Origin of the sequence: Parabacteroides sp. 20_3 (assembly GCF_964238835.1) — a bacterium.
GTDB lineage: Bacteria > Bacteroidota > Bacteroidia > Bacteroidales > Tannerellaceae > Parabacteroides > Parabacteroides distasonis.
Genome location: NZ_CAXSNO010000001.1, coordinates 570,610 through 595,779, shown reverse-complemented (window position 1 = coordinate 595,779; position 25,170 = coordinate 570,610). Strand labels below are relative to the sequence as shown.

The following is a 25,170-nucleotide window of genomic DNA, read 5'->3' as shown; positions in this document are numbered from 1 at the left end:
TCGAGAAAAATGGAATGATTCTTTCTTTCTTAAATGACAAATGTGACATAAGTAATTTATATAGGTAGAATGAGCAAGAAAAGATTGGCAAAAGTACAGGTTATCTTGATAGCCCTTGTAGTAGCGATGACGGGTTGCCACCATAAGGAAGAGCAGCAATTGCCCATCGTGATCGTAGACAAACCCTCAAAAGAAGACGTGCAGATTTATGGTGAGTACGTGGGACGTATCCGTGCCGCCAGCTTTGTCGAGGTACATGCCCGTGTGGAGGGATTCCTAGAGAAAATGTTGTTTGAGGAAGGTAAACGGGTGAAGCAGAATGAGCCCCTGTTTATGATTAATCCCGATAAATATCGTGCTAGGGTAGAGAAGGCGAAAGCCCAACTGAAGAAAAGCCAAGCCCAAGCGGCCAAGGCCCGGCGTGATGTGGAACGCCTGAAACCGTTGTACGAGCAACACGCCGCCAGCCAGCTGGATTTGGATAACGCCACGGCCGCTCTGGAAGACGCCGAGGCGAATATCGCCATGAGCAAGGCGGATCTGGATCAAGCGGAGATGGAGTTGAGCTATACGGTAGTGACCTCGCCGCTGTCTGGGTATATCAGTGAGCGTTTCGTGGATGTGGGCGCTTTGGTGGGCCCGGGTGTCAATTCGAAATTGGCGGCTGTCGTGAAGAGCGACACGGTATTGGTCGATTTTAAGATGACCGCCTTGGATTACCTGCGTGCCGAGCGTCGTAACGTGAAGTTTGGCGAGCGGGATACGACCCGTTCGTGGCAGCCTACCGTGACGGTTACCTTAGCGGACGACTCTGAATACCCGGTAAAAGGTATCGTGGACTTCGCCGATCCGCTGGTGGACCCGAAGACCGGTACGTTTGGCGTTCGTGCGGAACTATCCAACCCGAACCAGAAATTATTGCCCGGACAGTTCACGAAAGTGAAGCTCCTGCTGGATGTCCGAGAGCGTTCGATCGTTGTTCCCCGGAAAGCGCTCTCGATCGAGAAAGGAGGTGCGTTCATCTATATCATCCGTAGGGACGATATCGCCGAGAAGCGTTTCGTGCAGACCGGCCCGGAGATCGGCAACAAGGTCGTGATCGAACGGGGCTTGGGCGAGAACGAGCGAGTGGTGGTAGAGGGTTATCATAAATTGGTACCGGGCGTGAAGGTACATGCGGTAGAGGCCGGCGACGAGAAGGCTATCCAAGCGCTTAGAGAGGAGGAAGAACAATGAAACCGGGATTCTTTATAGACCGTCCTGTCTTTTCGACCGTCTTATCGATCCTGATCGTGATTGTCGGAATCATCGGATTGGCATTGTTGCCTGTGGACCAGTATCCGCAGATTACGCCCCCCGTGGTGAAGATCAGCGCCACGTATCCGGGAGCGAGCGCCCTGACGGTGTCTCAAGCGGTCGCTACCCCGATCGAGCAGGAGCTGAACGGTACGCCCGGCATGATTTATATGCAAAGTAGTAGCTCGAACTCGGGTAGCTTGAATATTACGGTGACCTTCGATGTATCCGCCGACGCGGACTTGGCGGCTGTCGAGATCCAGAACCGTGTGAAACTGGCCGAGAGCCGTTTGCCCGCCGAGGTGATCCAGAATGGTATCACGATCGAGAAGCAGGCACCCAGCCAGCTGATGACCTTGAGCTTGATGTCCGACGATCCGAAGTTCGACGAGATCTATCTGAGTAACTTCGCCACAATCAACGTGTTGGACGTATTGCGCCGTATCCCGGGCGTAGGCCGTGTTTCGAATATCGGTAGCCGCTATTACGGTATGCAGATCTGGGTATATCCGGATCGGTTGGCGAATATGGGATTGACGGTAAAGGACTTGCAGGATGCCTTGAAAGACCAGAACCGGGAATCGGCGGCGGGCGAGCTGGGTAAGCAACCTGTGCTGGACGTGGATGTCACCTTGCCTATCACGGCCCCGGGACGTTTGTCCACCGTGAAGGAGTTTGAGGATATCGTGGTGCGGGCGAACCCGGATGGCTCGATCGTCCGGATGAGCGACGTGGCTCGGGTATCGCTGGAGGCTTCCTCGTATTCTACGGAGAGTGGGATCAACGGGAAGAATGCCGCTATCTTGGGTATCTATATGTTGCCGGGAGCGAACGCACTGGAGGTCGCCACGAAGGTGAAAGAGGCGATGAAGGATATCAGCAAGAACTTCCCGGAAGGCTTGGAGTATAATTTCCCGTTTGATATGACGGAGTATATCTCCCAATCCGTGCACGAGGTGTATAAGACCTTGTTCGAGGCCCTCTTCTTGGTCGTTCTCGTGGTGTTCCTCTCGTTGCAGAATTGGCGTGCGGCCTTGATCCCGACGATCGCTGTCCCGATCTCCTTGATCGGAACGTTCGGTTTCATGTTGATCTTCGGCTTCTCGTTGAATATGCTTACCTTGCTGGGATTGATCTTGGCGATCGGTATCGTGGTGGACGACGCTATCGTGGTGGTGGAGAACGTGGAGCGTATCATGGCCGAGGAGCGTGTGACCGCCCGTGAGGCTACGCATAAGGCGATGCGGGAATTATCCGGTGCCTTGATCGCTACCTCCATGGTATTGGCCGCCGTGTTCGTGCCGGTGAGTTTCTTGGGAGGTATCACGGGGCAGTTGTACCGTCAGTTCTCCGTTACGATCGTAGTTTCCGTGTTGTTGTCCACGGTAGTGGCCTTGACGTTGAGCCCGGCGATGTGCGCCATTATCTTGCGTCCGTCTCATAAGAAGAAAGCGTTTATTTTCCGTAAGATCAATCTGTGGTTGGCGAAAGGAAATAAGAAATATACGAAGTTGTTGCGTATCTCCATCGCTAATCCCCGCCGTATCTTGGCAGGGTTCGGGATGGTACTGGTGGCTATCTTCGTCTTGAACCGGGTGTTGCCTACCAGCTTTATCCCGGAGGAGGATCAAGGATTCTTCACCGTAGAGCTGGAGATGCCCGAGGGTACTACCTTGGAGCGTACACGTGCCGTGACAGACCGTGCGATCGAGTTCCTCGACCATCATCCGGCCGTGGCCTACGTGCAGAACGTAACGGGTAGCAGTCCCCGTGTCGGTACGAACCAAGGGCGTGCCACGCTGACGGTGATCCTGAAACCGTGGGAAGAGCGTAAATCCTCCGGCATGAAGGTAGAGGACGTGATGGCCGATGCCCGCCGGGAATTCTATTATTACCCCGAGGCTAAGTCGTATGTGAACCGTCCGCCGGTCATCCCGGGCTTGGGCGAGAGCGGTGGTCTGGAAATGCAGTTGGAGGCTAGGGGAGACGCTAGCTGGGATAATCTGGTAAGCGCCACGGATACCTTCCTGTATTACGCCTCGCGAGCGCCGGAGCTTCAAGGTGTGTCTTCCGCTATGCAGAGCGAGATCCCGCAGTTGTATTTCGACGTGGATCGTGACCGGGCGAAGTTCCTTGGCATCCCCTTGTCCGATATCTTCTCGACCATGAAGGCTTATCTAGGCTCCGTGTACGTGAACGACTTCAATATGTTTAACCGTATTTACCGTGTATATATCCAAGCGGAGGCGCCTTACCGGGCTACCCGGGATAATCTGGACTTGTTCTTCGTGCGCAGCAAGGATGAGGCGATGGTTCCCTTGACCGCCTTGGGTACGACCCAATATACGACCGGTCCGGGAACGATCAAGCGTTTCAATATGTTCACCACGGCCTCGATCAACGCCGTAGCCGCCCCGGGATATAGTACGGGCGAGGCGATGGCGGCGATGGAACGGATCGCTAGGGAACATTTGCCCGAGAATATCGGTCTGGAGTGGAGCGGTCTTTCCTATCAGGAGAAACAGGCCGGCGGGCAGACGGGATTTGTCTTGGCGTTGGTATTCTTGTTTGTCTTCTTGTTCTTGGCGGCTCAGTATGAGAGCTGGATCGTGCCGATCGCCGTATTGCTTTCCTTGCCGGTCGCCACGTTGGGTGCCTACTTGGGTATCTGGGTGACGGGGTTGGAGAACGATATCTATTTCCAGATCGGTCTGGTAACCCTGATCGGTTTGGCGGCGAAGAACGCTATCTTGATCGTTGAGTTCGCCAAGGTGCAGGTAGATAACGGGGTAGATGTGGTGAAAGCCGCTATCCATGCCGCTCAGATGCGTTTCCGCCCGATCTTGATGACCTCGTTGGCTTTCGTGTTGGGTATGCTTCCGATGGTGTTGGCTAGCGGGCCGGGCTCAGCTTCCCGCCATAGTATCGGTACGGGCGTGTTCTTCGGTATGCTGGTGGCGATTACGGTAGGTATCGTGTTGGTTCCCTTCTTCTTCGTCTTGATCTATAAGATAAAGGGAAAGATGCGGATGGAACGTATCGCTCAAAAGAAAGAAGTGGTAACCTCTATTTTAAAGAGACACAAAAACGGAAAATTATGATGACAAAGAATTTCTATATAGCCGCTTTCGTCGTTTCTATGCTGGCGTTCTCTTCCTGCAAGATCGGAAAGCGGTACGCACGTCCGGAGTTGAACCTGCCGGACCGGATCGAGGCTTATACGGATACGACCGATACGGCGTCCGTGGAGAATATCCCTTGGGAGAGCCTTTACGCCGATGAGACCTTGAAAGATTTGATCAAAAAGGCTCTGGATAATAATAAGGATATGAAGATCGCCGCCGCCAAGGTGAAGGAGATGATTGCCGCCAAACGGATCTCTTTCGCGAATATGCTGCCGGAGGTGGGTGCGAATATCTATGCGCAAAAGGAACGCTTGAACTATGGAGGGGATGATCCGAAGCCCGATCCGGAGTTTGGGGCGAAGTTGACTTTGTCTTGGGAATTGGATTTATGGGGTAACCTCCGCTGGGCGAACGAGGCTACCATCGCTTCCTATATGCAGACCGTGGAGGGGCAGCGTGCCTTGCGATTGACCATCATCGCCGAGGTAGCCGCCAATTATTATCAACTTTGCGCCTTGGACCAAGAGTTGTCGATCGTACAACAAACCTTGGACGCACGTCGTGAGGGTGTCCGCTTGGCGAAGCTTCGCTATGAGGGCGGACTTACTTCCGAGACGGCTTACAACCAAGCCCAAGTGGAGTTGGCCCGTACCGAGACCTTGATCCCCTCGCTGGAGCGTCAGATCAAGATCAAGGAAAGCGACCTCAGCATGTTGTTGGGCGAGTATACGGATGATATCCCCCGTGGCCTTTCCTTGAGCGACCAACACCTGCCGGATGCCTTACCGATCGGCTTACCGTCTTCTTTGCTGGAGCGCCGGCCGGATATGCGTCAAGCGGAGTTTAAGCTTCGGGCGGCGAACGCTCAGGTGGGTGTGGCGCAAACGGACTTATTCCCGAAGATCCGTTTGACAAGTAATTACGGTTTCGAGAGCGATGAGTTAAGCAGTATCTTGAAGAGTCCGGCAGGTTTTATTGCCGGAAGCCTGTTGCAGCCGATCTTCGCCATGGGGAAGAACAAGGCGAAAGTGAAAGCGGCGAAGGCTCGTTACGAGCAAGAGGTCTATAGTTACGAGAAGAGCGTATTAGGCGCTTTCAAGGAGGTGAACAACGCTATCGTGACCGTCCGCAAGGTGAAGGAGATCCGTGCTTCCCGCATGAATCTGGAAGCCTCCGCCAGTAAATATCTGGAACTCGCCCAACTGCAATACATCAACGGTGTCATCAGCTACATGGACGTATTGGATGCCCAGCGTGGTTTGCTGGACGCCCAGATCGGTTTGAACAATGCCGTGCTGGATGAGTTGCTGTCGGTGGTATACCTGTATAAGGCTTTAGGGGGAGGGTTTTGATACTCTCTCCCGGGGAAATCTATCTCAATGGAACAGGTCCCGTAAACCAGTGGAATCCACTTCGTATTCCACTGGTTTACGGGATCTGTTCCATTGAGTTTAGTAGACTATTACTGAGGTTTAGTATCCCATGCCGTCCATCATGTCATCAAGGTTCCCTCCTTGGTCTCGCCATCTGGCATAATCGTCTTCACCAAGCGCATAATAGGTGTCACGTTCATAATCATTGTCATTCTCTTGATAGTCGGGGGCGTTATCAGTTTTTTCCTCTTCTATAGGTACAAAGCGTTCTTTCTTGAAATCGAACTCAAGAGATCCAAAGGTATATGTTTGTTTGTTGTTATAACGCTCATATTCCCGGATTTTTGCGCTCCCGGTTTGTACGAATACGAGGGTCTCATGATTTGCGTAGCATAAGGATGAGCCATAGCCTCCTTTTGCTTTAGTCAGAAAGTCATAGCCCTCACATTCGAACACCACAGAGCCATCGCCATCAAAATACTGACCGTCGGCGTATATAACCTCTTCGGAGATCTTTAAGGATTCGTAGACGCACGGAAGTATTTCTTTTTCGTCCATTCGGTACAGCCCCTTTTTCCCGTCTTCTCCGGTTACGATAAATAGTACATTGGAGTAAGAGGATTCCTCGGATAGAGAGAATAGCTTGGTCTTGATCGCTTTTATGTCCGTATAATAGCCGATGATTGGCTCTTCGTTTCGGTAAATTGCGCATTGTCCGTCTTTCCAGACCTTTGCCCATTGTGTGTCTGAGTCATGCCATCCAGTAATGCGTGCCGCCTCTATTTTATCGAAGACAAACCCGGTTATTAATTTATCTCTGTAGATGAACGCGTATTTCCCTCTTTGGGAGGCTAGGGCGCAATTGGGGCATCCGTTTTCATGGTATAGCATATCTGCCTCGTCACATCCGTTCACTATATCTATTCCATTGTAATAAACCAGTCCCTGCTTCCCGTTTCGGGTGTAACGGATATAATTCCCTTTTTTTCTAATCTTATCATGCGGATACTCATATCTTCGCTCCTCATATTCCATGAATTTTATATCCTCGCATCCGATCGGCACGATCAGTTGTCGCCCCACGTATAACCCTTGATAAACCTGTTCTTTCCCTTCGCCGCTATTCGAGATGGACACGATTGATAATAGCGTTTCATTCATACCGCTATGGATTTGGATCTTTGAAAAAATAGCCGGTATAATTATCTCGCCCTGCATTATTTGAAGTACTCCATACAGTTCCCTTGCGTATTCATATGGATGAGCCGTCTTGTCCTTCTCGTTGAAGTACACAGGCTGTTTAAGTTCTCGTTTAAACACCATATAGCCACGTGGCCCTGTAGGAGCTATGTAGCCTAGGCTGTTGCCATATACATCCAAGACCTCTTTGTCCTGATTATCATCCCTCAGCGTAATCAGGTCGTTGGCAAATCGTGTAATCCTTACATTGTAAAAGCATTTATAAAATAGGATTTTACCACTCGGGTCTATGATTGAAACGTATTTGTCGCCCGCATGTGAGAGAAGATACTCCGGCGTACCTAAATATTCCGCACGAGGCATTTCGTAATCAGAATCATTGGGCGTTCTGCCCATACTTCGTGAGTGGGCCTTTTCCCTGTCAAGGGAATGAATCGTCCATTCAGATCTTCCGCTCTCTTCTTTCTTGCTTAGTACTTTAACCCCGTATTTACTATACCAGACAACTTCGCAAGCTTGCAGGAATACGGTATTACCATCTTTGTTAACGACCCAGAGGCTGAAATCTTTATTGAAGAAATATAAGTCATCCATAGCGAACAGGTAAGTACATCTCTTCTCGAGTTTACCCTTCATAAGTACGTTGTCCTTGCCCTCTTTGATGTCTCTATAATTACATTTGATGGTAGAGTGTCCTTCCGCCTTTTCGTTATCCGCTAAGTGCAAGTTGTCTTTACAAAACTCGTAAATAGTGCCAATGGGGATATCCATCAGTCGTGTAGGCCGTTTAACTACTTGTATAAGGGATGAGAGGGGTTGGTAATAGCTTACATCTTTCAGTAGCCTATCTCCTTCCCTGTTGATCACCCAGTTGTTTGGCTTGGTTGTCCAAGGCGACTCATAGCCCTCTTTGTAGGCATCGTATTGTTGGCGGAGATGATAAGACTCTTCATCCTGTATCAACAACATCGTTTGTGCGTCATTCGGAAACGATTCGCGGGAATCCACCTCATTCAGTTCTTCGTCACAGACATGAAAGCGTTCATCCTTGAAATATCCATAGAAAAACTTTCCGTCTCCTTCCGCTTGGATGGAAATTCTTCTAAAATCAATCAGCCCCTGTTGCTTCAACAGCGCTTGAAATAAATTATTGCTAATATCCATGTCGTTTATACTTATAATCTGTTCAAGATCTTATCTGATGACATAATCCTTACCTATACTTTTCTAAGACGCTGCCATGTTGATGCCTTTACATAATTACATTCCATTGACTTACGGGGCATATTTTATTTATTTTTTAATTATGTATCAAGTAAAATATCAACCTCTTGCCTTAATAAAGGCAGATGGTTGACAACGATACTCCAAAGAATATCAACAGATAGACTGTCATAACCATGTATAATGTAGTTTCGGGCATCTACTATCTTTCGGGAATTGGTGATCGCTATTGTCGGAGACGTTTTTAATATCCGGTTCATGGCCTCTCCGATAATCTCGATATTTCTTTCTATTGCCCGTCTAAGACGTAAGTCTTTGCAGAAGTTTTCAAATAGCTTGGGCTGATCATCGAAAAAACTTTCGATCTCGTCAATCGCCGTAGCTATATCTTGTAAATGCTTTTTGATGAAGTTATCCATAGATTAACATCTTTGTGGTATCAATATTTTCCTTGAGATAAGGATTATGGATCGCTTGTTCTTCCAGCAAGTCTACTTCTCTTTCGAAAAGACTCTCCAAGGCATATTTCAAGTCAAAGAAATTAGAGAAGTAATCATCTACGTTGGTCTTGTCAAAATCGACTACCAGATCTATGTCGCTTTGCTCATTAAAGCGATTGGTAAGGACAGAGCCGAAAGCAAATAGCTTTTTTACTTTATGTCGTTTACATAAAGCGATGATCGCTGGAAGATAATTGCCGGGAAAGTTCATGCCTATATATCCTTTTATTAATCTGTTCAACGCTCCAAATATAATGAAAAATCTCATTACTCTACCTATCAAGAGCAAATTCTATTAGGATAGGAGGCTGGATATGGTTTGGGTGCGGTTGCCGTGGTTATCTGAGGCTGAAGCCAATTCTTTCGAACAAATCTTTGTGTAGCCATTAAAAATTCCCTATATTGCGCAAAGTGAATGTTATTTGCCTTTATCCTTAAATTTAAACTAAAAGAAAAGACTATTATGAGACAGAGCTTGATAGCGGTGGGAATGTTTTTATTAACGGGAGGTATGGTTGGTTGCGGTACCTCTTCTACCCAAGAGAAAGAGGATCTTATCGTGGTGGACGTATCGAAAGATTATCCCAAAAAGGAACTGATCTTGCAAGATCTTTTTGATGTGGAATATATTCCGTTGGAGACTACCGACGAGTTCGTGACGCTAGGCTGGTTGCAGGCGATCGGGAAGGATGTGATGATCGTACGGAATATGTTTGCTGCTGATGGGAATATTTTTATTTATGACCGGAAAGGAAAAGCGGTACGAAAGATTAACCGGAGGGGACAGGGTAACGAGGAGTATTATGCGACGAATGGTATCTATCTGGACGATGAGAAAGGAGAAATGTTTGTTGGTAATCTGCAGCAAAGAAAGATAATGACTTATGACTTGTTCGGGAATTTTAAACGAAGTTTCCTGTTTAAGGAAGGAGAAGACGAAGATACGAAATCATGGGTTTATTATAAAGCGATCTTCAATTTAGACGGAGATCATTTTATCTGCCAAGACGCTAGTAGCGGGCGTAATTTCAATAGAGATCATCAGGATCTTGAGCCTAGGAATATATTCTTGATAGTATCCAAGCGAGACGGGAGCGTGGTAGAGGAGATTAAGATTCCTTTTGAGAAAAAGGTGTCGCAAGTATTGTTCGACGAAAAGGGCATAGGTATGGTTAATAACCCTTGTATCGTCCCTTACGGGGATCGTTGGCTACTTACGGAGCCATCTTGCGATACGGTCTACACCTATTCGCCCGCTGATGGATTAAAGCCCTTTATCGTAAGGACTCCCTCTATTCAATCCATGAGCCCGGAGATATTTCTTTTCCCGGGTGTGGTTACGGATCGCTATTGTTTTATGCAGACCGTAAAGAAAGAATTGAACTTGGCGATGATGGATACCTACTATCGGTTGATGAGAACCGATTTGGTGTACGATAGGGAGACAAAGGAAGTATCTGAGTATGTCCTGTATAACGATGATTTCACGAAAGAAGTACCGATCGCCAATCTCGTGGACGAGATTTTCGACCTCACGGTCTTCAATAACGACGAGATCGCCTTCACGTGGCGGATAAATACCCCCGAACTTGTCGAGGCCTATCAAGAAGGACACCTCAAAGGCAAGCTGAAGGAGATCGCCGCGGGTATGCACGAGGAGGATAACCCCGTGATCATGGTGGCGAAGTATAAGCGATAATGAGAAAATTCTCATTATCTTTGCGCTCATATAATAATCAGAGATAGAAAATGCCATTAAATTTACAAAAGAACTTACCGGCTATCGAGCTGCTGAAGAAGGAACATATCTTCGTGATGGATTCCTTGCGTGCGTCGGAGCAGGATATCCGCCCCCTTCGGGTAGTCGTATTGAATTTGATGCCCCTTAAGATAACGACCGAGACGGACTTGGTTCGTCTCCTCAGTAATACACCCCTGCAAGTGGAACTTGATTTCATGAAGATCAAGGGACATACGCCGAAGAATACGCCCATCGAGCATATGCAGGAATTTTATAAGGATTTCGATGAGATGGCGGATGATTTCTACGACGGGATGATCGTGACGGGCGCTCCCGTGGAGCAGATGCCTTTCGAGGAAGTTAGTTATTGGGAGGAGATCACGCAGATATTCGATTGGGCCCGTACGCATGTTACCTCCACGCTCTATATCTGCTGGGCGGCGCAAGCGGGGCTATACCATTTCTATGGGGTGCCTAAATATGATTTGCCGGCCAAGATGTTCGGTGTCTTCCGTCATTCGCTCCGGGAACCGTTTGTTCCGATCTTCCGGGGGTTCGATGACGAGTTCTTCGTGCCTCATAGCCGTCATACCGAGATTCGCCGGGAGGATATCATGAAGGTGCCCGAGCTCACCTTATTGTCCGAGAGCGAGGAATCCGGCGTCTATATGGCGATGGCTCGTGGCGGACGGGAATTCTTCATCACCGGCCATTCCGAGTATTCGCCCTATACGCTGAATGATGAGTATATGCGTGATTTGGGGAAGGGATTGCCCATCAACAAGCCTCGTAATTATTACCGGAACAACGATCCGGCGCAAGGCCCGGTGGTACGTTGGCGGGGGCACGCGAACCTGCTGTTCACTAATTGGCTGAACTATTACGTATACCAAGAGACCCCGTTCCGCCGGGAAGATATCAAAAAACTAGGAAGCTTGTAAATGAGAAAAGAACCCCGTTCGATAGAACTGTTATCTCCCGCTAAGGATCTGATTTGCGGCAGGGAGGCGATTAACCATGGTGCCGATGCCGTGTATATCGGTGCCCCGAAGTTTGGAGCCCGTGCCGCCGCTGGTAATACGCTGGACGATATACGGCAGCTTTGCGATTACGCCCATCTCTATTCGGCTCGTATTTACGTGGCCTTGAACACTATCTTGAAAGAAGAGGAGCTGGCAGAGGCCGAGCAAATGATCTGGCAACTTTACGAGGCCGGGGCGGATGCCTTGATCGTTCAAGACATGGGTATCACCCAGTTGAACCTTCCGCCTATCCCCTTGCACGCCAGTACGCAAACGGATAACCGTACGCCGGAGAAGGTGAGATTCCTGCAAGAGGTAGGTTTCACGCAAGTCGTATTGGCGAGGGAGCTATCGCTGAACCAGATACGGGAGATCGCCGAGCGAACGACCGTGCCTCTGGAGGTCTTCGTACACGGGGCGCTGTGCGTAAGCTATAGCGGCCAGTGTTACCTGAGTGCCGCCTTGAGCGGACGAAGCGCCAACCGGGGGGAATGCGCCCAGTATTGCCGCCTGCCTTATAGCTTGATCGACGCGGACGGGAAGGAGATCGTATCGGGTAAGCATCTCTTATCCTTGAAGGACATGAACCGGGGCGAATACTTGGAGGAGTTGTTGGATGCCGGTGTCTCTTCCTTGAAGATCGAGGGTCGTTTGAAGGATGTATCTTACGTGAAAAACGTAACGGCTTGGTACCGGAAGAAACTGGACGCTATCTTGGCCCGTCGGCCGGAATACCGTCGTGCCTCGGCCGGGCATAGCACTTACACGTTCGAGCCCGTGGCGGAGAAAAGCTTCAACCGGGGTTTCACGCCTTTCTTATGGAAGGAGCGCACGAAGGATATCACCAGCTTTGATACGCCTAAGTCCTTGGGGGAGCCGGTGGGTACGGTGAAGGAACTGAAAGGAAACTCTTTCACGATCGCCGGACTGAAACAATTGAATAATGGCGACGGGCTTACCTTCTTCAATGAGAAAGGGGAGTTGGAGGGCTTCCGGGTAAACCGTGTGGAGGCGAACCGGATCTTTACGCTGGATCGCCCGGCGATCCGTCCGAAGATGCCTTTGTACCGGAATTTCGATCAAGAGTTTGATAAACTGCTATCCAAGCCATCCGCCGAGCGGAAGCTCTCTGTCCGGATGGAATTTCAAGATAACGCCTTTGGCTTCACGTTAAGTATGACAGACGAGACAGGAGCCCGTATCATGCTTACCCGGCCGTTCGAGAAAGAACCGGCCCGGCGGGATCAAGCGGAGAATATCCGTACCCAGCTCTCTAAGTTGGGAAATACGCCTTTTGAGGCGGTGGAGGTCACCGTGGCGATGTCCGATAACTGGTTTGTCCCTTCTTCTTTATTGGCCGAGATGCGTAGGCAAGGGGTGGAGAGGCTTATCTCTACCCGGCGGATTCGTTACCGCAGGGAAGAGGCTCGTCCGGTAAAGCCGTGTGTAGGCGAGGCAACGGAAATCCCTTTCCCCGAGAAACGTCTGACTTATTTAGGGAATGTCTCCAATAGCAAGGCTGGTGCCTTTTATAAGGCGCATGGCGTGACTGCCGTGGAAGACGCTTTCGAGTTGTCTCCCCGGAAGGATGTTCCTTTGATGTTCACGAAACATTGCCTGCGGTACAGTATGGGATGGTGCCCTACTTACCAGAAGCAGAAGTCTCCCTATAAGGAGCCTTACTTCCTGCGCTATAAGGAAACGCTCTTGCGTTTGCGCTTCGACTGCAAGAATTGCCAGATGTTGATCTATGCGGAGGAATAACCGGCTTTGTAACTACTTAATCCGATAAATAAAACAGGTATGAAACGACAAATTTTCTCGCTGTTCCTGCTCTTGCTCACGTTGGTAGCTTGTGGGGATAAGCCTTTGGACCCGAATAAACCCGTATATGTGAAAATCAAGACGACGATGGGAGACGTCACCGTCCTGCTATACGACGACACGCCTCTTCACCGGGATAACTTCATAAAGCTCTGCCAGTCGAACGAGTATGAGGGCATGCTTTTCCACCGTGTTATCAAGGAGTTTGTCGTGCAAGGTGGTGATCCGGAGAGTAAAGCGCATGAGCCGGGCGTCTTGTATGGGGATGGCGATGGTGGTTATACCGTTCCCGCCGAGATATTACCCAATCATTTTAATAAGAAAGGCGCTTTGATCGATGCGAAAGAGATCGATGCCGTGAATCCGGAACGTGCCTCCGCCGGTACGCAGTTCTGTTTTGTGCAAGGGAAAGTCTTGGACGACAAGGAGCTTGCGGAGAAAGAGGCTCGTATCAATGAGATCCGCCGCAACTGGTTGTACTATAAATTCCGGGATGAGCTGAAAAAGCAAGATCCTTCCTTGGCCGCCGATTCCTTGGAGAATGAGTTACATGCCCGTGCGTCCATCTTGGTGGAAGATACGTTGGCGGTATTAGGCCCGGTAGTGATCCCGGCCGAACGGCGTGAGATTTATAAGACGATCGGTGGCGTTCCGCATCTGGATGGCTCGGTAACGATCTTTGGCGAGGTAGTGGAAGGCTTCGATATCGTAGAGAAGATCTCCGTGGTAAAGACGGATAAGAACGATCGTCCTTTACACGACGTGATGATTAAATCGACGAAGGTTTTCCAGAAATAATAACAATGCCTATTATAAGGAGGTAACGATGCCCATTGTAAGCTCCTTATAATGGGCATCGTAAGGTCTTTACAATGGGCATTGTTAAAACCATCGGATAGCTCTTGTTATACGAGGCTGATCGCTAGCTTGTTATACTAAAAGTATCATCGATCATATTTGGCTCTCGAGCCATTCCAGATACTTCTTTACTCCCTCCGTATCTTCCGCCTCGGGGCTCCAAGGCGCTAGGTTCTCCGGTGCTAGCGGCGCGAACGGCCCTTGCTTTATCTCATAAATAACCGATCCGGATTCCAGTACCAGAAGCCCGTGCCATGTTCCGGCCTTGATCTCCGCTCCATAAGCGCCTTCCTTTGGATTCAGTATCGTTTTCTCCGTGATATTCCCTTCCTCGTCAAACAAGAATACCGCTACCTTTCCACGTAGCAACAAGAATATCTCGTCCTTCGCCGGATTTAAATGCCGGTGCGGACGCAAATACGTACCGGGCTCCATGGCATTCAGTAACCGATTGATCGGATCATCCAATCTCTCATGGAAATTATAGTTCATTCGCAGGCGGGGAGACTGCAAGGCTTTGGCCTGGGTCTCGTCGAGTAATTGTTCGTTGATTATCTTCATCTCTGTATCTTATTGTATTTCTGAGCCACGAATATACGAAATATTTATTGGTCAATGCTTGATATTGCGTATCTTTGCGCCTTGATGATACATATTCTTGAGTCTGAAAATTAAATATTTATGTTATTTAATTCCATAGAGTTCCTTATATTCCTGCCATTGGTTTTCTTTGGTTACTGGTTTGCTTTCAAGTCTTTGCGGTGGCAAAATCTATTTGTGGTAGCTGTTAGTTACCTGTTCTACGGATGGTGGGACTGGCGCTTTTTGCTGCTGATCCTGTTTACGTCGTTATGCAGTTACTTGAGTGGAGTCTATTTGGAGAAATGCGCTGGCAACCGGTCGGTCCAAAAGTGGATAAGTGCCGGTAATATTTTACTGAACCTTTCGATCTTGGGTGTATTTAAGTACTTTGATTTTTTTACCGAGAATTTGGTAAATGTCCTTCACCTATTGGGCTGGGATGCCGATTACGTGACGTTGAATATCTTGCTCCCTGTCGGGATCAGCTTTTATACGTTTCAGGCTTTGAGCTATACGATTGATGTTTACCAAGGTAAAATCAAGGCGACTCATGATATCGTGGCATTCTTCGCTTATATCAGTTTCTTCCCCCAATTAGTGGCGGGCCCGATAGAACGGGCTACCCATTTGTTGCCTCAGTTTCTCCGGCCTCGTAATTTCGATTGTGATCTGGCGTTGGATGGTATACGCCAGATGCTTTGGGGATTTTTCAAGAAAGTGGTGGTTGCCGATAACTGCGCTTTGTTCGTGAACGGTGTGTTTGAGAATTACCAGACGTTGGATGGGAGTACCTTGTTTCTGGGGGCTTTCTTCTTTACGATACAGATTTACGGGGATTTTTCCGGATACTCGGATATAGCGATCGGCTGTGCCCGGTTATTTGGCATAGACCTTATGCAGAACTTTAAGTATCCTTATTTCTCTCGGGATATAGCGGAGTTTTGGCGGCGTTGGCATATATCGTTGACGACTTGGTTCCGGGATTATATCTATATACCGCTAGGGGGGAGCCGGGCCGGAAAATGGAAGAGCTTCCGGAATACCCTTGTTATTTTCTTGGTAAGTGGATTCTGGCATGGGGCTAACTGGACGTTTGTGGCATGGGGAGCGTATCATGCGTTGTTGTTTCTGCCATTGCTATTGTTGGGTCAAAATAGGAGGTATAGAGATTCCGTGGCGGAAAACAGTTTCCTTCCCTCTGTGAAGGAATTGACACAGATGGGAGTTACGTTTCTACTGGTCTTATTGGGATGGATTCTGTTCCGGTCGGAAGATATATCTCAAGCGGCTGTGTACCTCGAGCGGATGTTCAATGCCTCATTATTCTCGGCTCCTCAACTTGTGGGCTTGGGATTCGGGCAACTCCTGCTGAAGAAATGTTTCTTTTTCACGGCTCTTATGTTCATTGTGGAATGGATCGGCCGAAAACAAGCGCATGGGTTGATGATAGAGGACCTGAGCCTTCCGGTTCGGTATGTTATCTATACGGTATTGCTGATTATCATCTATGGTTTCGACGCCAGTAATCCACAAGGTTTCATTTATTTTCAATTCTGATAAGTATGAGAAGGTTCTTTATAGCTATATTCCGGTATTTAGGGGTGGTAGGATGTTTAGGGTTGCTTAGTTGTCTGTTGATCCGCTCCTATTTTCATATAAGCGTACCCAGCCTCAAGAGTGATCCGGAAGTAGAGGTATTGATTTTGGGAGATTCCCATCCTTTACATTCGATATCCGCCGATATGCTGGGGAAATCGAGGAATGACGCTAAATCCAGTGAGAATTATTTCAATACCTATATCGATTTATGCTTGAAAGCGCCTTACCTTCCCCATTTGAAAACCGTGATATTGGGGTTTGGTTATCACACGTTTACCGTGGCCGATGATTCCTATCAAGATGAGTTTCCTGCCTATATGTCTATTTATCCCCATCTAAAGGAGCGGGAGGATTTGCGACCCTTGGTACAGGAGGCTGTTTCGCCGGTAACCCGTAAGGAGGTCATGTATTCGTATGAGTTTGGCGTTCCGTTCAAGAATTGCGTAGCTGAGATTAAAAGGAATGTGATCGAGCGTATTTTCACGGGGGCGACCGGGGGAACACTAGACGTTATTATCGATCGTCATTACTATGATGATAAGGGTGCTTATTTATTGCCATCCTCATTTCAACAAGAGATGTTGGGGCGAATCGTAGAGGAATGTAAGAAGCGGGATCTGTCTCTTATTTTGTACAATGCCCCTGTTTCCACGGAATATATGGAACGGGTTCCTTCGAGTTATCGAGAATTGACGGATTCTTTGGCTCGGGAATACGTGGATGATAAAACGGTCTTTTATTTGAATTATACGGCTGTACCGTTACCTGATTCTTGCTATAGGGACGCTGATCATTTGAATGAAATCGGTATCCATAGATTTACCCCGTTGTTAAAAGATACCTTGACTTGTTTGGGGGTAATTTCGGAATAGTTTTCGTATATTTGTAGAATAAACGATCGAATTAAATATACCACATGAAAGGAAACCCGCTTTATATCCTGCTTTGGCTATTCCTTATTCTTTGCTTTGCCTGTTCGCCCGGTAAAAAAGAAAAGAAATATGTCATCGGTGTATCTCAATGCTCGATGACGGATATTTGGCGTCAATCCATGATACGTGATATGGAAGTAGAGGCTTTAAATCATCCGGAGATCGAGTTGGTCGTAATGGATGCTAGTCAGGATAATGATACTCAGATCAGCCAGATAAAAGGTTTTATCAAGAAAAAGGTGGATTTGCTGATTATATCGTCGAATGAGACCGAGCCTGTTACGCCTGTCGCTGTTGAGGCGTACAGGGCTGGTATTCCCACTATCATATTGGACCGGAAAATTAATAGCGATGAATATACGACGTATATTGGAGCGGATAATTACGAGATCGGTCGCTCGATCGGAATGTACATCAGCTCCTTGATCAAGGGGGAGACAACGATTTTAGAGATATGGGGACGGAGAGGCTCTTCCTCCGCTACAGAAAGACATCAAGGTTTTGTCGATGCGATGTCTATTGATCCGAATGTGAAAATCCGGGAGTTGGATGGGTATTGGTACAGGAAGAATGCCTATGAGGAAGTCTTGAAGCTGGATTCCATAGAGGATGTCGATATCGTTTTCGCTCATAATGATATGATGGCCTTAGGGGCCCGTGAGGCGATTGAGGAGCGAGATTCGTCGCTGGTGGGGCACGTGGAATTTATAGGCGTGGATGGACTCTTGGGAGGAGGCTTAGGCGTGGAGGCGGTTGCGCAGGGTAAGTTGGATGCCTCTTTTTATTATCCGACAGGTGGTGGGGTGGCTATTAAGGTAGCATGGCAGATCTTAAGCGGACAAGCTTATACGAAAAAGTATGCATTAAGCACCGCTATGATCGATAAGACCAACGCCGGTACCCTTTATTTACAATCAGACCGGTTGGTAGAATATCAACGCCAGATCGAGAAACAGCGTGCGAATTTGTCGCAATTGCTCTCGAAATATAACTTTCTTTATAGTTCCTTGATTATTATCTTGATATTGGCGCTTTTGTTGGGTGGTTCCGCTATTTACACGGTTTATATTAATCGTAAAGTGCGCCAGAAGAATCATTTGTTGAATGAGAAAAATCGTTTGGTACAACAACAGAAAGAGGAACTCTCGGTAGCGAACCAGCGTATCGAGCAAGTCACGGCACAAAAATTGCAGTTCTTTACGAATGTATCTCACGAGATAAAGACTCCTTTAACCTTGATTCTCGGGCCTCTGAACAAGATGGCGCAAGATGCCCCGGCAGGCGCTTTCGCGGATGATATCCGCATCGTTAAGAAGAATGCGGAACGCTTGAAACGTGTGATCGACCAATTGCTGGATTTCCGGAAGATAGAGAATAATAAGATGGGATTGCGGGTTATTAAGATGGATTTGGTCTTTTTAATCCAAGAGGTGAAATCTTATTTTAATAATCTGGCCCAGAGTAAGCGAATTGATTATACCTTCCTGCATGAAATGGATTCTCTTTTTGTTTGGGTGGATACGGACAAGATGGAGAAGATATTAACGAACTTGCTTTCGAACGCCTTTAAGTTTACCCCGGAGCAGGGGAAGATTACGATTCGTTTGCGGGAGGAGGAGACGGAGGTTGTCTTATCGGTGGAAGATAATGGAGAGGGTATTCCCCCGGAAAACCTAGCCTCCGTATTCGAGCGCTTTTTTACAAGCGGGCAAAGCTATGCTCCGGGAACGGGTATCGGACTGCATCTGACACGGGAATTTGTCCTTATGCATAAAGGCTCGATCCACGTGGAAAGCGAGCAAGGCGAACGGACAGTGTTTACTGTTCAGATCCCGAAAGGTAAATCTCATTTTGATGAATCTTGTGTCTTTCTGTCGAATGCGACGGAATCGTCCTCTGGTGTAGCGCATTTGGATATATCCCAAGTTCAAGAAACGTTGAATAAGAAATATGATTATACGATCTTGATCGTTGAGGATGATTGGGATATTCGCGCTTATTTACAGCATGAGTTGTCCGGGAATTTTAATGTACTTGTAGCGGAGAATGGTGCCAAGGCCTTGGATATTCTATTGAAGGAAAATGTATCACTGGTCGTCAGTGACGTGATGATGCCGGAGATGAATGGCTTCGAGCTTTGCCGCCGGGTTAAGTCGGATATGGCCCTCAGTCATATCCCGGTAATCTTGCTTACGGCTCTTTCGGATGACAGTCAACGCTTGTATGGATTTGAGGGGGGAGCGGATGAGTATATCCAGAAACCGTTCAATATCGAGATCGTGAAATTACGTATCATTAAGTTGTTGGAAGAACGTAATCGTTTGCGGGAGGTTTTCTTGAAAGAGTCTCAATCGCCTGCGGGACTTTCCATCGAGACAAAAGGGAAGGTGGAGAGTCTGGATGATTTGTTTATGCGTAAGTTTATCGCTTTAATAGAGGAGAATTATAGCGATCCCGATTTCAGTATAGAGAAAGGCAGTGAGAAACTGGGCCTGTCTCGTGTGCATTTATATCGAAAGGTGAAGGAGTTGTCCGGGATTACCCCTACGGACTTTTTGCGTAACTATCGTTTGAAAAAGGCATCCGCCCTATTGAAGCAGCGATCCGGAACGATTAGCGAGGTTGCTTATGCCACGGGATTCGGCTCGCCGGCCTATTTCTCCAAATGCTTTAAGGCGGTTTATAATATAACGCCAACCGAGTTTATAGAGTCTTTGTAAGGATGCTGCTTGTACAGATGTTACATACGGGTAACGTCTGTTATTGTCCCTTGGAAATAAATCTTTTATGTAACTTGTGTGATTTATCTTGTAGCTATAGTTATCGTTGTATTTATAACGATGATATACTTTTGCGGTGTCGATAAGTACGAAAGTTGTTTTTAATAGAAAGACCATGGAACAGGTGACTGAATCAAGACGTAAACCAATTGTCGTTGGGATTGGAGAATTATTATGGGATATGCTTCCTTCCGGGAAAAAGGCTGGGGGTGCCCCGATTAATTTTGTCTATCATGCGTCTTGCCTAGGTGCTGAGGGATATGCTATCAGCGCTGTCGGAGATGATGAGTTGGGTAAAGAGATCGTTGATGAGTTGGATAAGAATCATATTCAGCATTTGATCGAGAAAGTGCCTTACCCGACGGGAACCGTTCAGGTAGAGTTACGAGAAGGTATCCCTACTTATACGATTCATGAGCGAGTGGCTTGGGATCATATATCGCCTACATCCGATGCGATTGATTTGGCGGAGAAAGCGGACGCTATTTGTTTCGGTACATTAGCCCAGCGTTCCCGTCAGTCCCGGGAGACGATACAAGCGATCTCGTCGTTTGCGCCGAAAGACGCTTATCGTTTGCTGGATATCAATCTTCGCCAGCGATACTATGATAAGGAGTTGATCGAGGAGTCTTTGTACTTAGCGAATGTGTTGAAGGTGAATGATGAGGAGTTTAACGTTCTTCGGGACTTATTCGGCTTGAATGGAACTGAGAGGGAAGTGGCTTTATGGTTTATTGAGAAATACGGCCTTCGGATGTTTGTCTTGACTGCGGGGAGCTCCCATAGTACGATTTATACGAGAGAGGAGATCTCTACGTTGCCCACGCCGGAGGTCACGGTGGCGGATACGGTCGGGGCGGGGGATGCTTTTTCGGGGGCTCTAATCATCTCGCTCTTAAAGGGGAAGTCCTTAAGCGAGGCCCATCATTTCGCTGTAAAGACAGCGGCTTTCGTTTGTACGAAAGAAGGTGCGTGGCCTGTTTATGAAGAGTAATTCGTTTATATCATATGTGTTTAGATGTTTTGAGTTTATACAATTTCGAATAGGTATTACGTTTTTAAGGTAAAAAGGTTGTTAGGATATAAGAAGAGAAAGGCAAAAAGAAAAAGATGGTTTTTGTTTTAGGTTAAGTTAGATTAGATTGGTGAAAAGTGGCTCGGCTGTTGAAGTCGGGCTATTTTTATGTCCTTATGTTTCCTTCAAATAGAATGGTCTCGATAACCTGCAAGATTCTTCTTACAGGCTAACGAGACCTTCCGCTTTTATCTTTTCTGATAGCTTACAATTAATAAGCTCTCTCCAATAACCAAGCGTCTTGGAAGTTAGGAGCGTATTTCGCCTTGATGGCATCACGGCTATCGGCGGCGTCCGCTTTATTGTCGAAACTAGCGACGATCACACGCAACATACCTTGCTCGTTCTCGCCCAACACTGCGTTATAGCCATCATTCTGCATACGTTCTTTTAATGCGTAAGCGTTTGTCTTATTCTTGAAACTACCGACAACAACGCTATAACGTTTCAGACGGCTAGCGTCCTCGCCTTGAGCGGCGTTGATTTTTTCCGTACGAGTGGTAGCCGTAGAGGTTCTGGGTTTTGAGACAGGAGCGACCTCAACAACTTCTTCCTCTTGTTCTACAACCTCAACAGGAGCCGTCGACTCTTTTTCTTTGGCCTGTTCGTAAGCAGCCTTGTACGCGCTCTGTTTAGGTTTACATGAGCCGAGTGCTAATACCATACATACAGCGGCTCCAAATAACCAAATCTTATTCATACTGTTCAGTTCTTATAATTAGTAACGCGAAGATATAAATTATATTTAGTACTTTCGCACTCAAATTGTAATATATTATAACGGCATGAATAAATCTATCGGAACAATGATTATGGCAACATCTCTACTGTTAGGTGCTTGCAATCCGGCTACGGATGTGAACGTGAAGGAGACCGGTGATAAGAACCTTATCGGGAAGTCGGACATCCGGATCAAAGACGGTCGCATGACCCCGGAAGCTTTGTGGGCCATGGGACGTATCGGCGGTATGAACGTATCTCCGGACGGGAAAAAAGTGGTGTATACGGTGGCGTATTATAGCGTACCGGAAAACAAGAGCAACCGTGAGGTCTTCGTGATGAACGCTGACGGATCGGATAATAAGCAAATCACGAAAACCGGATTCGCTGAGAACGAGGCCGTATGGATCAAAGGAGGAACCAAGATCGCTTTCTTATGTAACGAGAGTGGTAGCAGCCAGCTTTGGGAAATGAATCCGGATGGGACGGACCGTAAGCGACTTTCCGATTATGATAAGGATATCGAGGGTTTCGCTTTCTCTCCCGATGAGAAAAAGGTCTTGTTTATCTCGCAAGTGAAAACCGTGAATAGTACCGCTGATAAATATCCGGATTTGGATAAGGCGACAGGTGTTATCATTACGGATTTAATGTACAAGCATTGGGATGAGTGGGTGACTACCGCTCCGCATCCTTTTGTCGCCGATTTCGATGGCAAATCGATCAGCAATCCTGTGGATGTAATGGAGGGCGAGTTGTTTGAGAGCCCGATGAAGCCGTTTGGCGGTATCGAGCAATTGGCTTGGAACACTACCTCGGACAAGATTGCCTATACCAGCCGCAAAAAGACGGGTAAAGAATATGCGATCTCTACGAATTCGGATATTTATGTATATGATCTGAATACGAAGCAAACGACCAATATAACGGAAGAGAACAAGGGATATGATACGAATCCCACCTATTCTCCGGACGGAAAGAGTATCGCTTGGCTAAGTATGGAACGTGATGGTTACGAGGCGGATCAAAATCGCTTGATGGTAATGAATCTGGAGACGGGTGAGAAAACATTCGTAAGCAAGGATTTTGACTCCAACGTGGATTCTTATTGCTGGAGCGCTGATTGCAAGCGTATCTATTTCACGGGCGTTTGGCATGGCGAGTCGCAGGTTTATCAGATAGACTTGGCGAATGGCAATAAGATTACCCTGCTGACCGAAGGTATGTACGATTACGCCTCTGTCGCTCTTCTGGGCGATAAGCTGATCGCTCAACGTCATTCCATGAGCATGGGAGACGAGATCTATTCGATCGATTTGACAGGGGATCATACGGTAACTCAACTTACGTTTGAAAACAAACATATTTACGACCAGCTTACGATGGGTAAGGTAGAGGAACGTTGGATGAAGACGACGGATGGCAAGCAGATGCTAACGTGGGTTATCTATCCGCCTCAGTTCGATCCGAATAAGAAGTATCCTACCTTGTTGTTCTGTGAGGGTGGCCCGCAAAGCCCTGTGAGCCAGTTCTGGTCTTACCGTTGGAATTTCCAGATCATGGCGGCTAATGACTATATTATCGTGGCACCGAACCGTCGGGGTCTTTCCGGATTTGGCTTGGAATGGAATGAGGCTGTCAGCGGCGATTATGGCGGACAATGCATGAAAGACTATTTCACCGCTATTGACGAGGTAGCCAAGGAACCGTATGTAAATAAGGATCGCTTGGGTTGTGTAGGCGCCAGCTTCGGTGGATTCTCCGTATATTGGTTGGCTGGTCATCATGATAAACGTTTCAAGGCGTTTATCGCCCACGATGGTATCTTTAATATGGAAATGCAGTATTTGGAAACGGAAGAGATGTGGTTCGCCAATTGGGATATGGGTGGAGCGTACTGGGAAAAGCAGAACGCTACGGCTCAACGTACTTTCGCGAACTCCCCGCATAAGTTCGTGGACAAATGGGATACGCCTATCCTTTGTATCCATGGAGAGAAGGATTACCGGATCTTGGCTAATCAAGGAATGGCAGCGTTTAACGCCGCGGTTCTTCGGGGGGTACCGGCCGAGTTGCTGATTTATCCGGATGAGAACCATTGGGTATTGAAACCCCAGAATGGCGTTCTATGGCAACGTACATTCTTTGAGTGGTTGGATATGTGGTTGAAGAAATAAAATTTGAAGGCCGTCCCCAAAGTATATAGCTTTGATGGACGGCCTTCTTTTCTCAACGCAATAACAAACTAAGCGATAGTAATATCCTTATCCAAATAAATATCTTGAATTGAATGAAGTAACTCCACGCCGTCTTTCATCGGACGTTGGAACGCCTTTCTTCCGCTAATCAGCCCCATGCCACCCGCACGTTTGTTTATGACAGCGGTGACGACAGCGTCTTTAAGATCTGAGGCGCCATGAGATTCTCCGCCGGAGTTGATAAGCCCGACACGTCCCATATAATTATTGGCTACTTGGTAACGGCAGAGGTCGATCGGATGTTCTGTCGTTAACTCTGTGTACATCTTTTGATCGATCTTCCCGAAATTGATAGCGGTGAAACCTCCGTTGTTCTCCGGTAGCTTCTGCTTGATGATATCGGCCTTGATCGTGACGCCAAGGTGATTAGCCTGTCCGGTCAAATCGGCTGCCGCGGAATAGTCGATGCCATCCTTTTTAAAAGAGCTGTTTCGTAAATAGCACCATAATACGGTCGCCATACCTAGTTCATGGGCATACTCGAATGCGTCGGCAATCTCGACTAGCTGACGTCGGCTTTGCTCTGATCCGAAATAGATCGTGGCCCCTACAGCTACGGCGCCCATATTCCATGCTTCCTTCACCGTACCGAATACGATTTGATTGTAAGAATTCGGATAAGTAAGAAGCTCATTATGATTTAGTTTTACCAAGAATGGAATCTTATGGGCATATTTTCGTGCGACTGACCCTAGTATGCCGAACGTAGAAGCGACTGCGTTGCAACCACCCTCGATCGCTAATTTTACGATATTCTCCGGATCGAAATAAATGGGGTTTGGAGCGAAGGAAGACCCTGCGGTATGCTCGATATCTTGATCTACCGGGAGGATAGAAACATATCCGGTGTTTGCTAATCTTCCGTGCCCCAACAAGGTTTGCAGACTATTAAGAGTCTGTATGTTTCTATCTGAATTGACCCACACATCGTCCACGCAAGTGGGTGATGGAAGATGAAGCTGCGATTTATCAATAGTCTTACATACGTGATTTAAATAATAATCACTTTTGTCTCCTAATAAACTAATAATCTTTGATGTATCCATATAAATAAATATTTA

18 protein-coding genes are annotated in these 25,170 nt (G+C 47.5%); 12 read left to right on the top strand and 6 right to left on the bottom strand.

The features are described 5' to 3' along the window. The first annotated feature begins 69 nt into the window (after nt 1-69). From ACESPU_RS02550 to ACESPU_RS02540, 3 genes are read left to right on the top strand one after another with little or no spacing between them, the layout of a single operon-like run. Nucleotides 70-1,236: an efflux RND transporter periplasmic adaptor subunit gene (locus ACESPU_RS02550; protein WP_008778262.1), complete on the top strand. Its 1,167-nt coding sequence runs from the start codon at nt 70-72 to the stop codon at nt 1,234-1,236. Then, a complete protein-coding gene (locus ACESPU_RS02545; protein ID WP_158532789.1) occupies nt 1,233-4,397 on the top strand; it encodes an efflux RND transporter permease subunit in 3,165 nt (1,054 codons plus the stop codon). The genes ACESPU_RS02550 and ACESPU_RS02545 overlap by 4 nt, the downstream gene beginning before the upstream one ends. After that, nucleotides 4,394-5,773 (top strand): efflux transporter outer membrane subunit, encoded by a 1,380-nt coding sequence (locus ACESPU_RS02540; RefSeq protein ID WP_008778263.1) that lies wholly within the window; start codon nt 4,394-4,396, stop codon nt 5,771-5,773. Before ACESPU_RS02545 ends, ACESPU_RS02540 begins: the two co-directional genes overlap by 4 nt. A gap of 120 nt (nt 5,774-5,893) precedes the next feature. Here the strand turns inward: ACESPU_RS02540 and ACESPU_RS02535 are convergent, their stop codons facing one another. The 3 genes from ACESPU_RS02535 to ACESPU_RS02525 form a co-directional block, all read right to left on the bottom strand. Continuing rightward, on the bottom strand, nt 5,894-8,158 hold the full coding sequence (locus tag ACESPU_RS02535) for a hypothetical protein (RefSeq protein WP_122144641.1): 2,265 nt from the start codon (nt 8,156-8,158) through the stop codon (nt 5,894-5,896). Between the two features lie 140 nt (nt 8,159-8,298). After that, on the bottom strand, nt 8,299-8,637 hold the full coding sequence (locus ACESPU_RS02530) for a DUF86 domain-containing protein (protein ID WP_122144642.1): 339 nt from the start codon (nt 8,635-8,637) through the stop codon (nt 8,299-8,301). Continuing rightward, a complete protein-coding gene (locus ACESPU_RS02525) occupies nt 8,630-8,929 on the bottom strand; it encodes a nucleotidyltransferase family protein (RefSeq protein WP_122144643.1) in 300 nt (99 codons plus the stop codon). Before ACESPU_RS02525 ends, ACESPU_RS02530 begins: the two co-directional genes overlap by 8 nt. Nucleotides 8,930-9,181: 252 nt before the next feature. Between ACESPU_RS02525 and ACESPU_RS02520 the strand changes: the two genes are divergently transcribed. The 4 genes from ACESPU_RS02520 to ACESPU_RS02505 are packed head-to-tail and all read left to right on the top strand — an operon-like array spanning nt 9,182 to nt 14,103. Beyond that, nucleotides 9,182-10,417, top strand: coding sequence for a 6-bladed beta-propeller (locus ACESPU_RS02520; RefSeq protein ID WP_005855989.1), 1,236 nt, complete (start codon nt 9,182-9,184; stop codon nt 10,415-10,417). A gap of 50 nt (nt 10,418-10,467) precedes the next feature. Further along, nucleotides 10,468-11,400, top strand: coding sequence for a homoserine O-succinyltransferase (metA, locus tag ACESPU_RS02515; RefSeq protein ID WP_005855991.1), 933 nt, complete (start codon nt 10,468-10,470; stop codon nt 11,398-11,400). Continuing rightward, nucleotides 11,401-13,245: a U32 family peptidase gene (locus ACESPU_RS02510; protein WP_158532788.1), complete on the top strand. Its 1,845-nt coding sequence runs from the start codon at nt 11,401-11,403 to the stop codon at nt 13,243-13,245. A gap of 39 nt (nt 13,246-13,284) precedes the next feature. After that, nucleotides 13,285-14,103, top strand: coding sequence for a peptidylprolyl isomerase (locus ACESPU_RS02505; protein WP_122144645.1), 819 nt, complete (start codon nt 13,285-13,287; stop codon nt 14,101-14,103). A 153-nt stretch (nt 14,104-14,256) separates the two neighbouring features. Here ACESPU_RS02505 and ACESPU_RS02500 read toward each other — a convergent pair whose 3' ends face one another. Further along, a complete protein-coding gene (locus ACESPU_RS02500; protein WP_005855998.1) occupies nt 14,257-14,724 on the bottom strand; it encodes a WbuC family cupin fold metalloprotein in 468 nt (155 codons plus the stop codon). 120 nt (nt 14,725-14,844) lie between these two features. On the opposite strand from ACESPU_RS02500, the gene ACESPU_RS02495 reads away from it, so the two are divergent. The 4 genes from ACESPU_RS02495 (at nt 14,845) to ACESPU_RS02480 (ending at nt 21,050) form a co-directional block, all read left to right on the top strand. Further along, a complete protein-coding gene (locus tag ACESPU_RS02495) occupies nt 14,845-16,302 on the top strand; it encodes an MBOAT family protein (protein WP_057326649.1) in 1,458 nt (485 codons plus the stop codon). Nucleotides 16,303-16,307: 5 nt separating this feature from the next. Beyond that, nucleotides 16,308-17,216 (top strand): hypothetical protein, encoded by a 909-nt coding sequence (locus ACESPU_RS02490; RefSeq protein WP_122267976.1) that lies wholly within the window; start codon nt 16,308-16,310, stop codon nt 17,214-17,216. 44 nt (nt 17,217-17,260) lie between these two features. Beyond that, on the top strand, nt 17,261-19,996 hold the full coding sequence (locus ACESPU_RS02485) for a substrate-binding domain-containing protein (protein WP_211737633.1): 2,736 nt from the start codon (nt 17,261-17,263) through the stop codon (nt 19,994-19,996). 175 nt (nt 19,997-20,171) lie between these two features. Continuing rightward, entirely contained in the window at nt 20,172-21,050 is an 879-nt protein-coding gene (locus tag ACESPU_RS02480) for a carbohydrate kinase (protein WP_005856006.1), read from the top strand. Between the two features lie 292 nt (nt 21,051-21,342). On the opposite strand, the gene ACESPU_RS02475 is transcribed toward ACESPU_RS02480, so the two are convergent. Beyond that, nucleotides 21,343-21,831, bottom strand: coding sequence for an SPOR domain-containing protein (locus tag ACESPU_RS02475; RefSeq protein ID WP_005856008.1), 489 nt, complete (start codon nt 21,829-21,831; stop codon nt 21,343-21,345). Between the two features lie 85 nt (nt 21,832-21,916). Between ACESPU_RS02475 and ACESPU_RS02470 the strand changes: the two genes are divergently transcribed. Beyond that, nucleotides 21,917-24,028: a prolyl oligopeptidase family serine peptidase gene (locus tag ACESPU_RS02470; RefSeq protein WP_373133113.1), complete on the top strand. Its 2,112-nt coding sequence runs from the start codon at nt 21,917-21,919 to the stop codon at nt 24,026-24,028. Nucleotides 24,029-24,096: 68 nt separating this feature from the next. Here the strand turns inward: ACESPU_RS02470 and ACESPU_RS02465 are convergent, their stop codons facing one another. Further along, a complete protein-coding gene (locus tag ACESPU_RS02465) occupies nt 24,097-25,155 on the bottom strand; it encodes a class I fructose-bisphosphate aldolase (protein WP_057329319.1) in 1,059 nt (352 codons plus the stop codon). Between the last annotated feature and the right edge of the window lie 15 nt (nt 25,156-25,170).

What these genes read in the sequence shown, in the direction of transcription:
- ACESPU_RS02465 (WP_057329319.1), bottom strand. Translation starts at nt 25,155, where the DNA reads ATGGATACATCAAAGATTATTAGTTTATTAGGAGACAAAAGTGATTAT.
- ACESPU_RS02545 (WP_158532789.1), top strand. Translation starts at nt 1,233, where the DNA reads ATGAAACCGGGATTCTTTATAGACCGTCCTGTCTTTTCGACCGTCTTA.
- metA (WP_005855991.1), top strand. Translation starts at nt 10,468, where the DNA reads ATGCCATTAAATTTACAAAAGAACTTACCGGCTATCGAGCTGCTGAAG.
- ACESPU_RS02525 (WP_122144643.1), bottom strand. Translation starts at nt 8,929, where the DNA reads ATGAACTTTCCCGGCAATTATCTTCCAGCGATCATCGCTTTATGTAAA.
- ACESPU_RS02475 (WP_005856008.1), bottom strand. Translation starts at nt 21,831, where the DNA reads ATGAATAAGATTTGGTTATTTGGAGCCGCTGTATGTATGGTATTAGCA.
- ACESPU_RS02480 (WP_005856006.1), top strand. Translation starts at nt 20,172, where the DNA reads ATGGAACAGGTGACTGAATCAAGACGTAAACCAATTGTCGTTGGGATT.
- ACESPU_RS02490 (WP_122267976.1), top strand. Translation starts at nt 16,308, where the DNA reads ATGAGAAGGTTCTTTATAGCTATATTCCGGTATTTAGGGGTGGTAGGA.
- ACESPU_RS02505 (WP_122144645.1), top strand. Translation starts at nt 13,285, where the DNA reads ATGAAACGACAAATTTTCTCGCTGTTCCTGCTCTTGCTCACGTTGGTA.
- ACESPU_RS02495 (WP_057326649.1), top strand. Translation starts at nt 14,845, where the DNA reads ATGTTATTTAATTCCATAGAGTTCCTTATATTCCTGCCATTGGTTTTC.
- ACESPU_RS02485 (WP_211737633.1), top strand. Translation starts at nt 17,261, where the DNA reads ATGAAAGGAAACCCGCTTTATATCCTGCTTTGGCTATTCCTTATTCTT.
- ACESPU_RS02535 (WP_122144641.1), bottom strand. Translation starts at nt 8,158, where the DNA reads ATGGATATTAGCAATAATTTATTTCAAGCGCTGTTGAAGCAACAGGGG.
- ACESPU_RS02550 (WP_008778262.1), top strand. Translation starts at nt 70, where the DNA reads ATGAGCAAGAAAAGATTGGCAAAAGTACAGGTTATCTTGATAGCCCTT.
- ACESPU_RS02540 (WP_008778263.1), top strand. Translation starts at nt 4,394, where the DNA reads ATGATGACAAAGAATTTCTATATAGCCGCTTTCGTCGTTTCTATGCTG.
- ACESPU_RS02520 (WP_005855989.1), top strand. Translation starts at nt 9,182, where the DNA reads ATGAGACAGAGCTTGATAGCGGTGGGAATGTTTTTATTAACGGGAGGT.
- ACESPU_RS02470 (WP_373133113.1), top strand. Translation starts at nt 21,917, where the DNA reads ATGAATAAATCTATCGGAACAATGATTATGGCAACATCTCTACTGTTA.
- ACESPU_RS02510 (WP_158532788.1), top strand. Translation starts at nt 11,401, where the DNA reads ATGAGAAAAGAACCCCGTTCGATAGAACTGTTATCTCCCGCTAAGGAT.
- ACESPU_RS02500 (WP_005855998.1), bottom strand. Translation starts at nt 14,724, where the DNA reads ATGAAGATAATCAACGAACAATTACTCGACGAGACCCAGGCCAAAGCC.
- ACESPU_RS02530 (WP_122144642.1), bottom strand. Translation starts at nt 8,637, where the DNA reads ATGGATAACTTCATCAAAAAGCATTTACAAGATATAGCTACGGCGATT.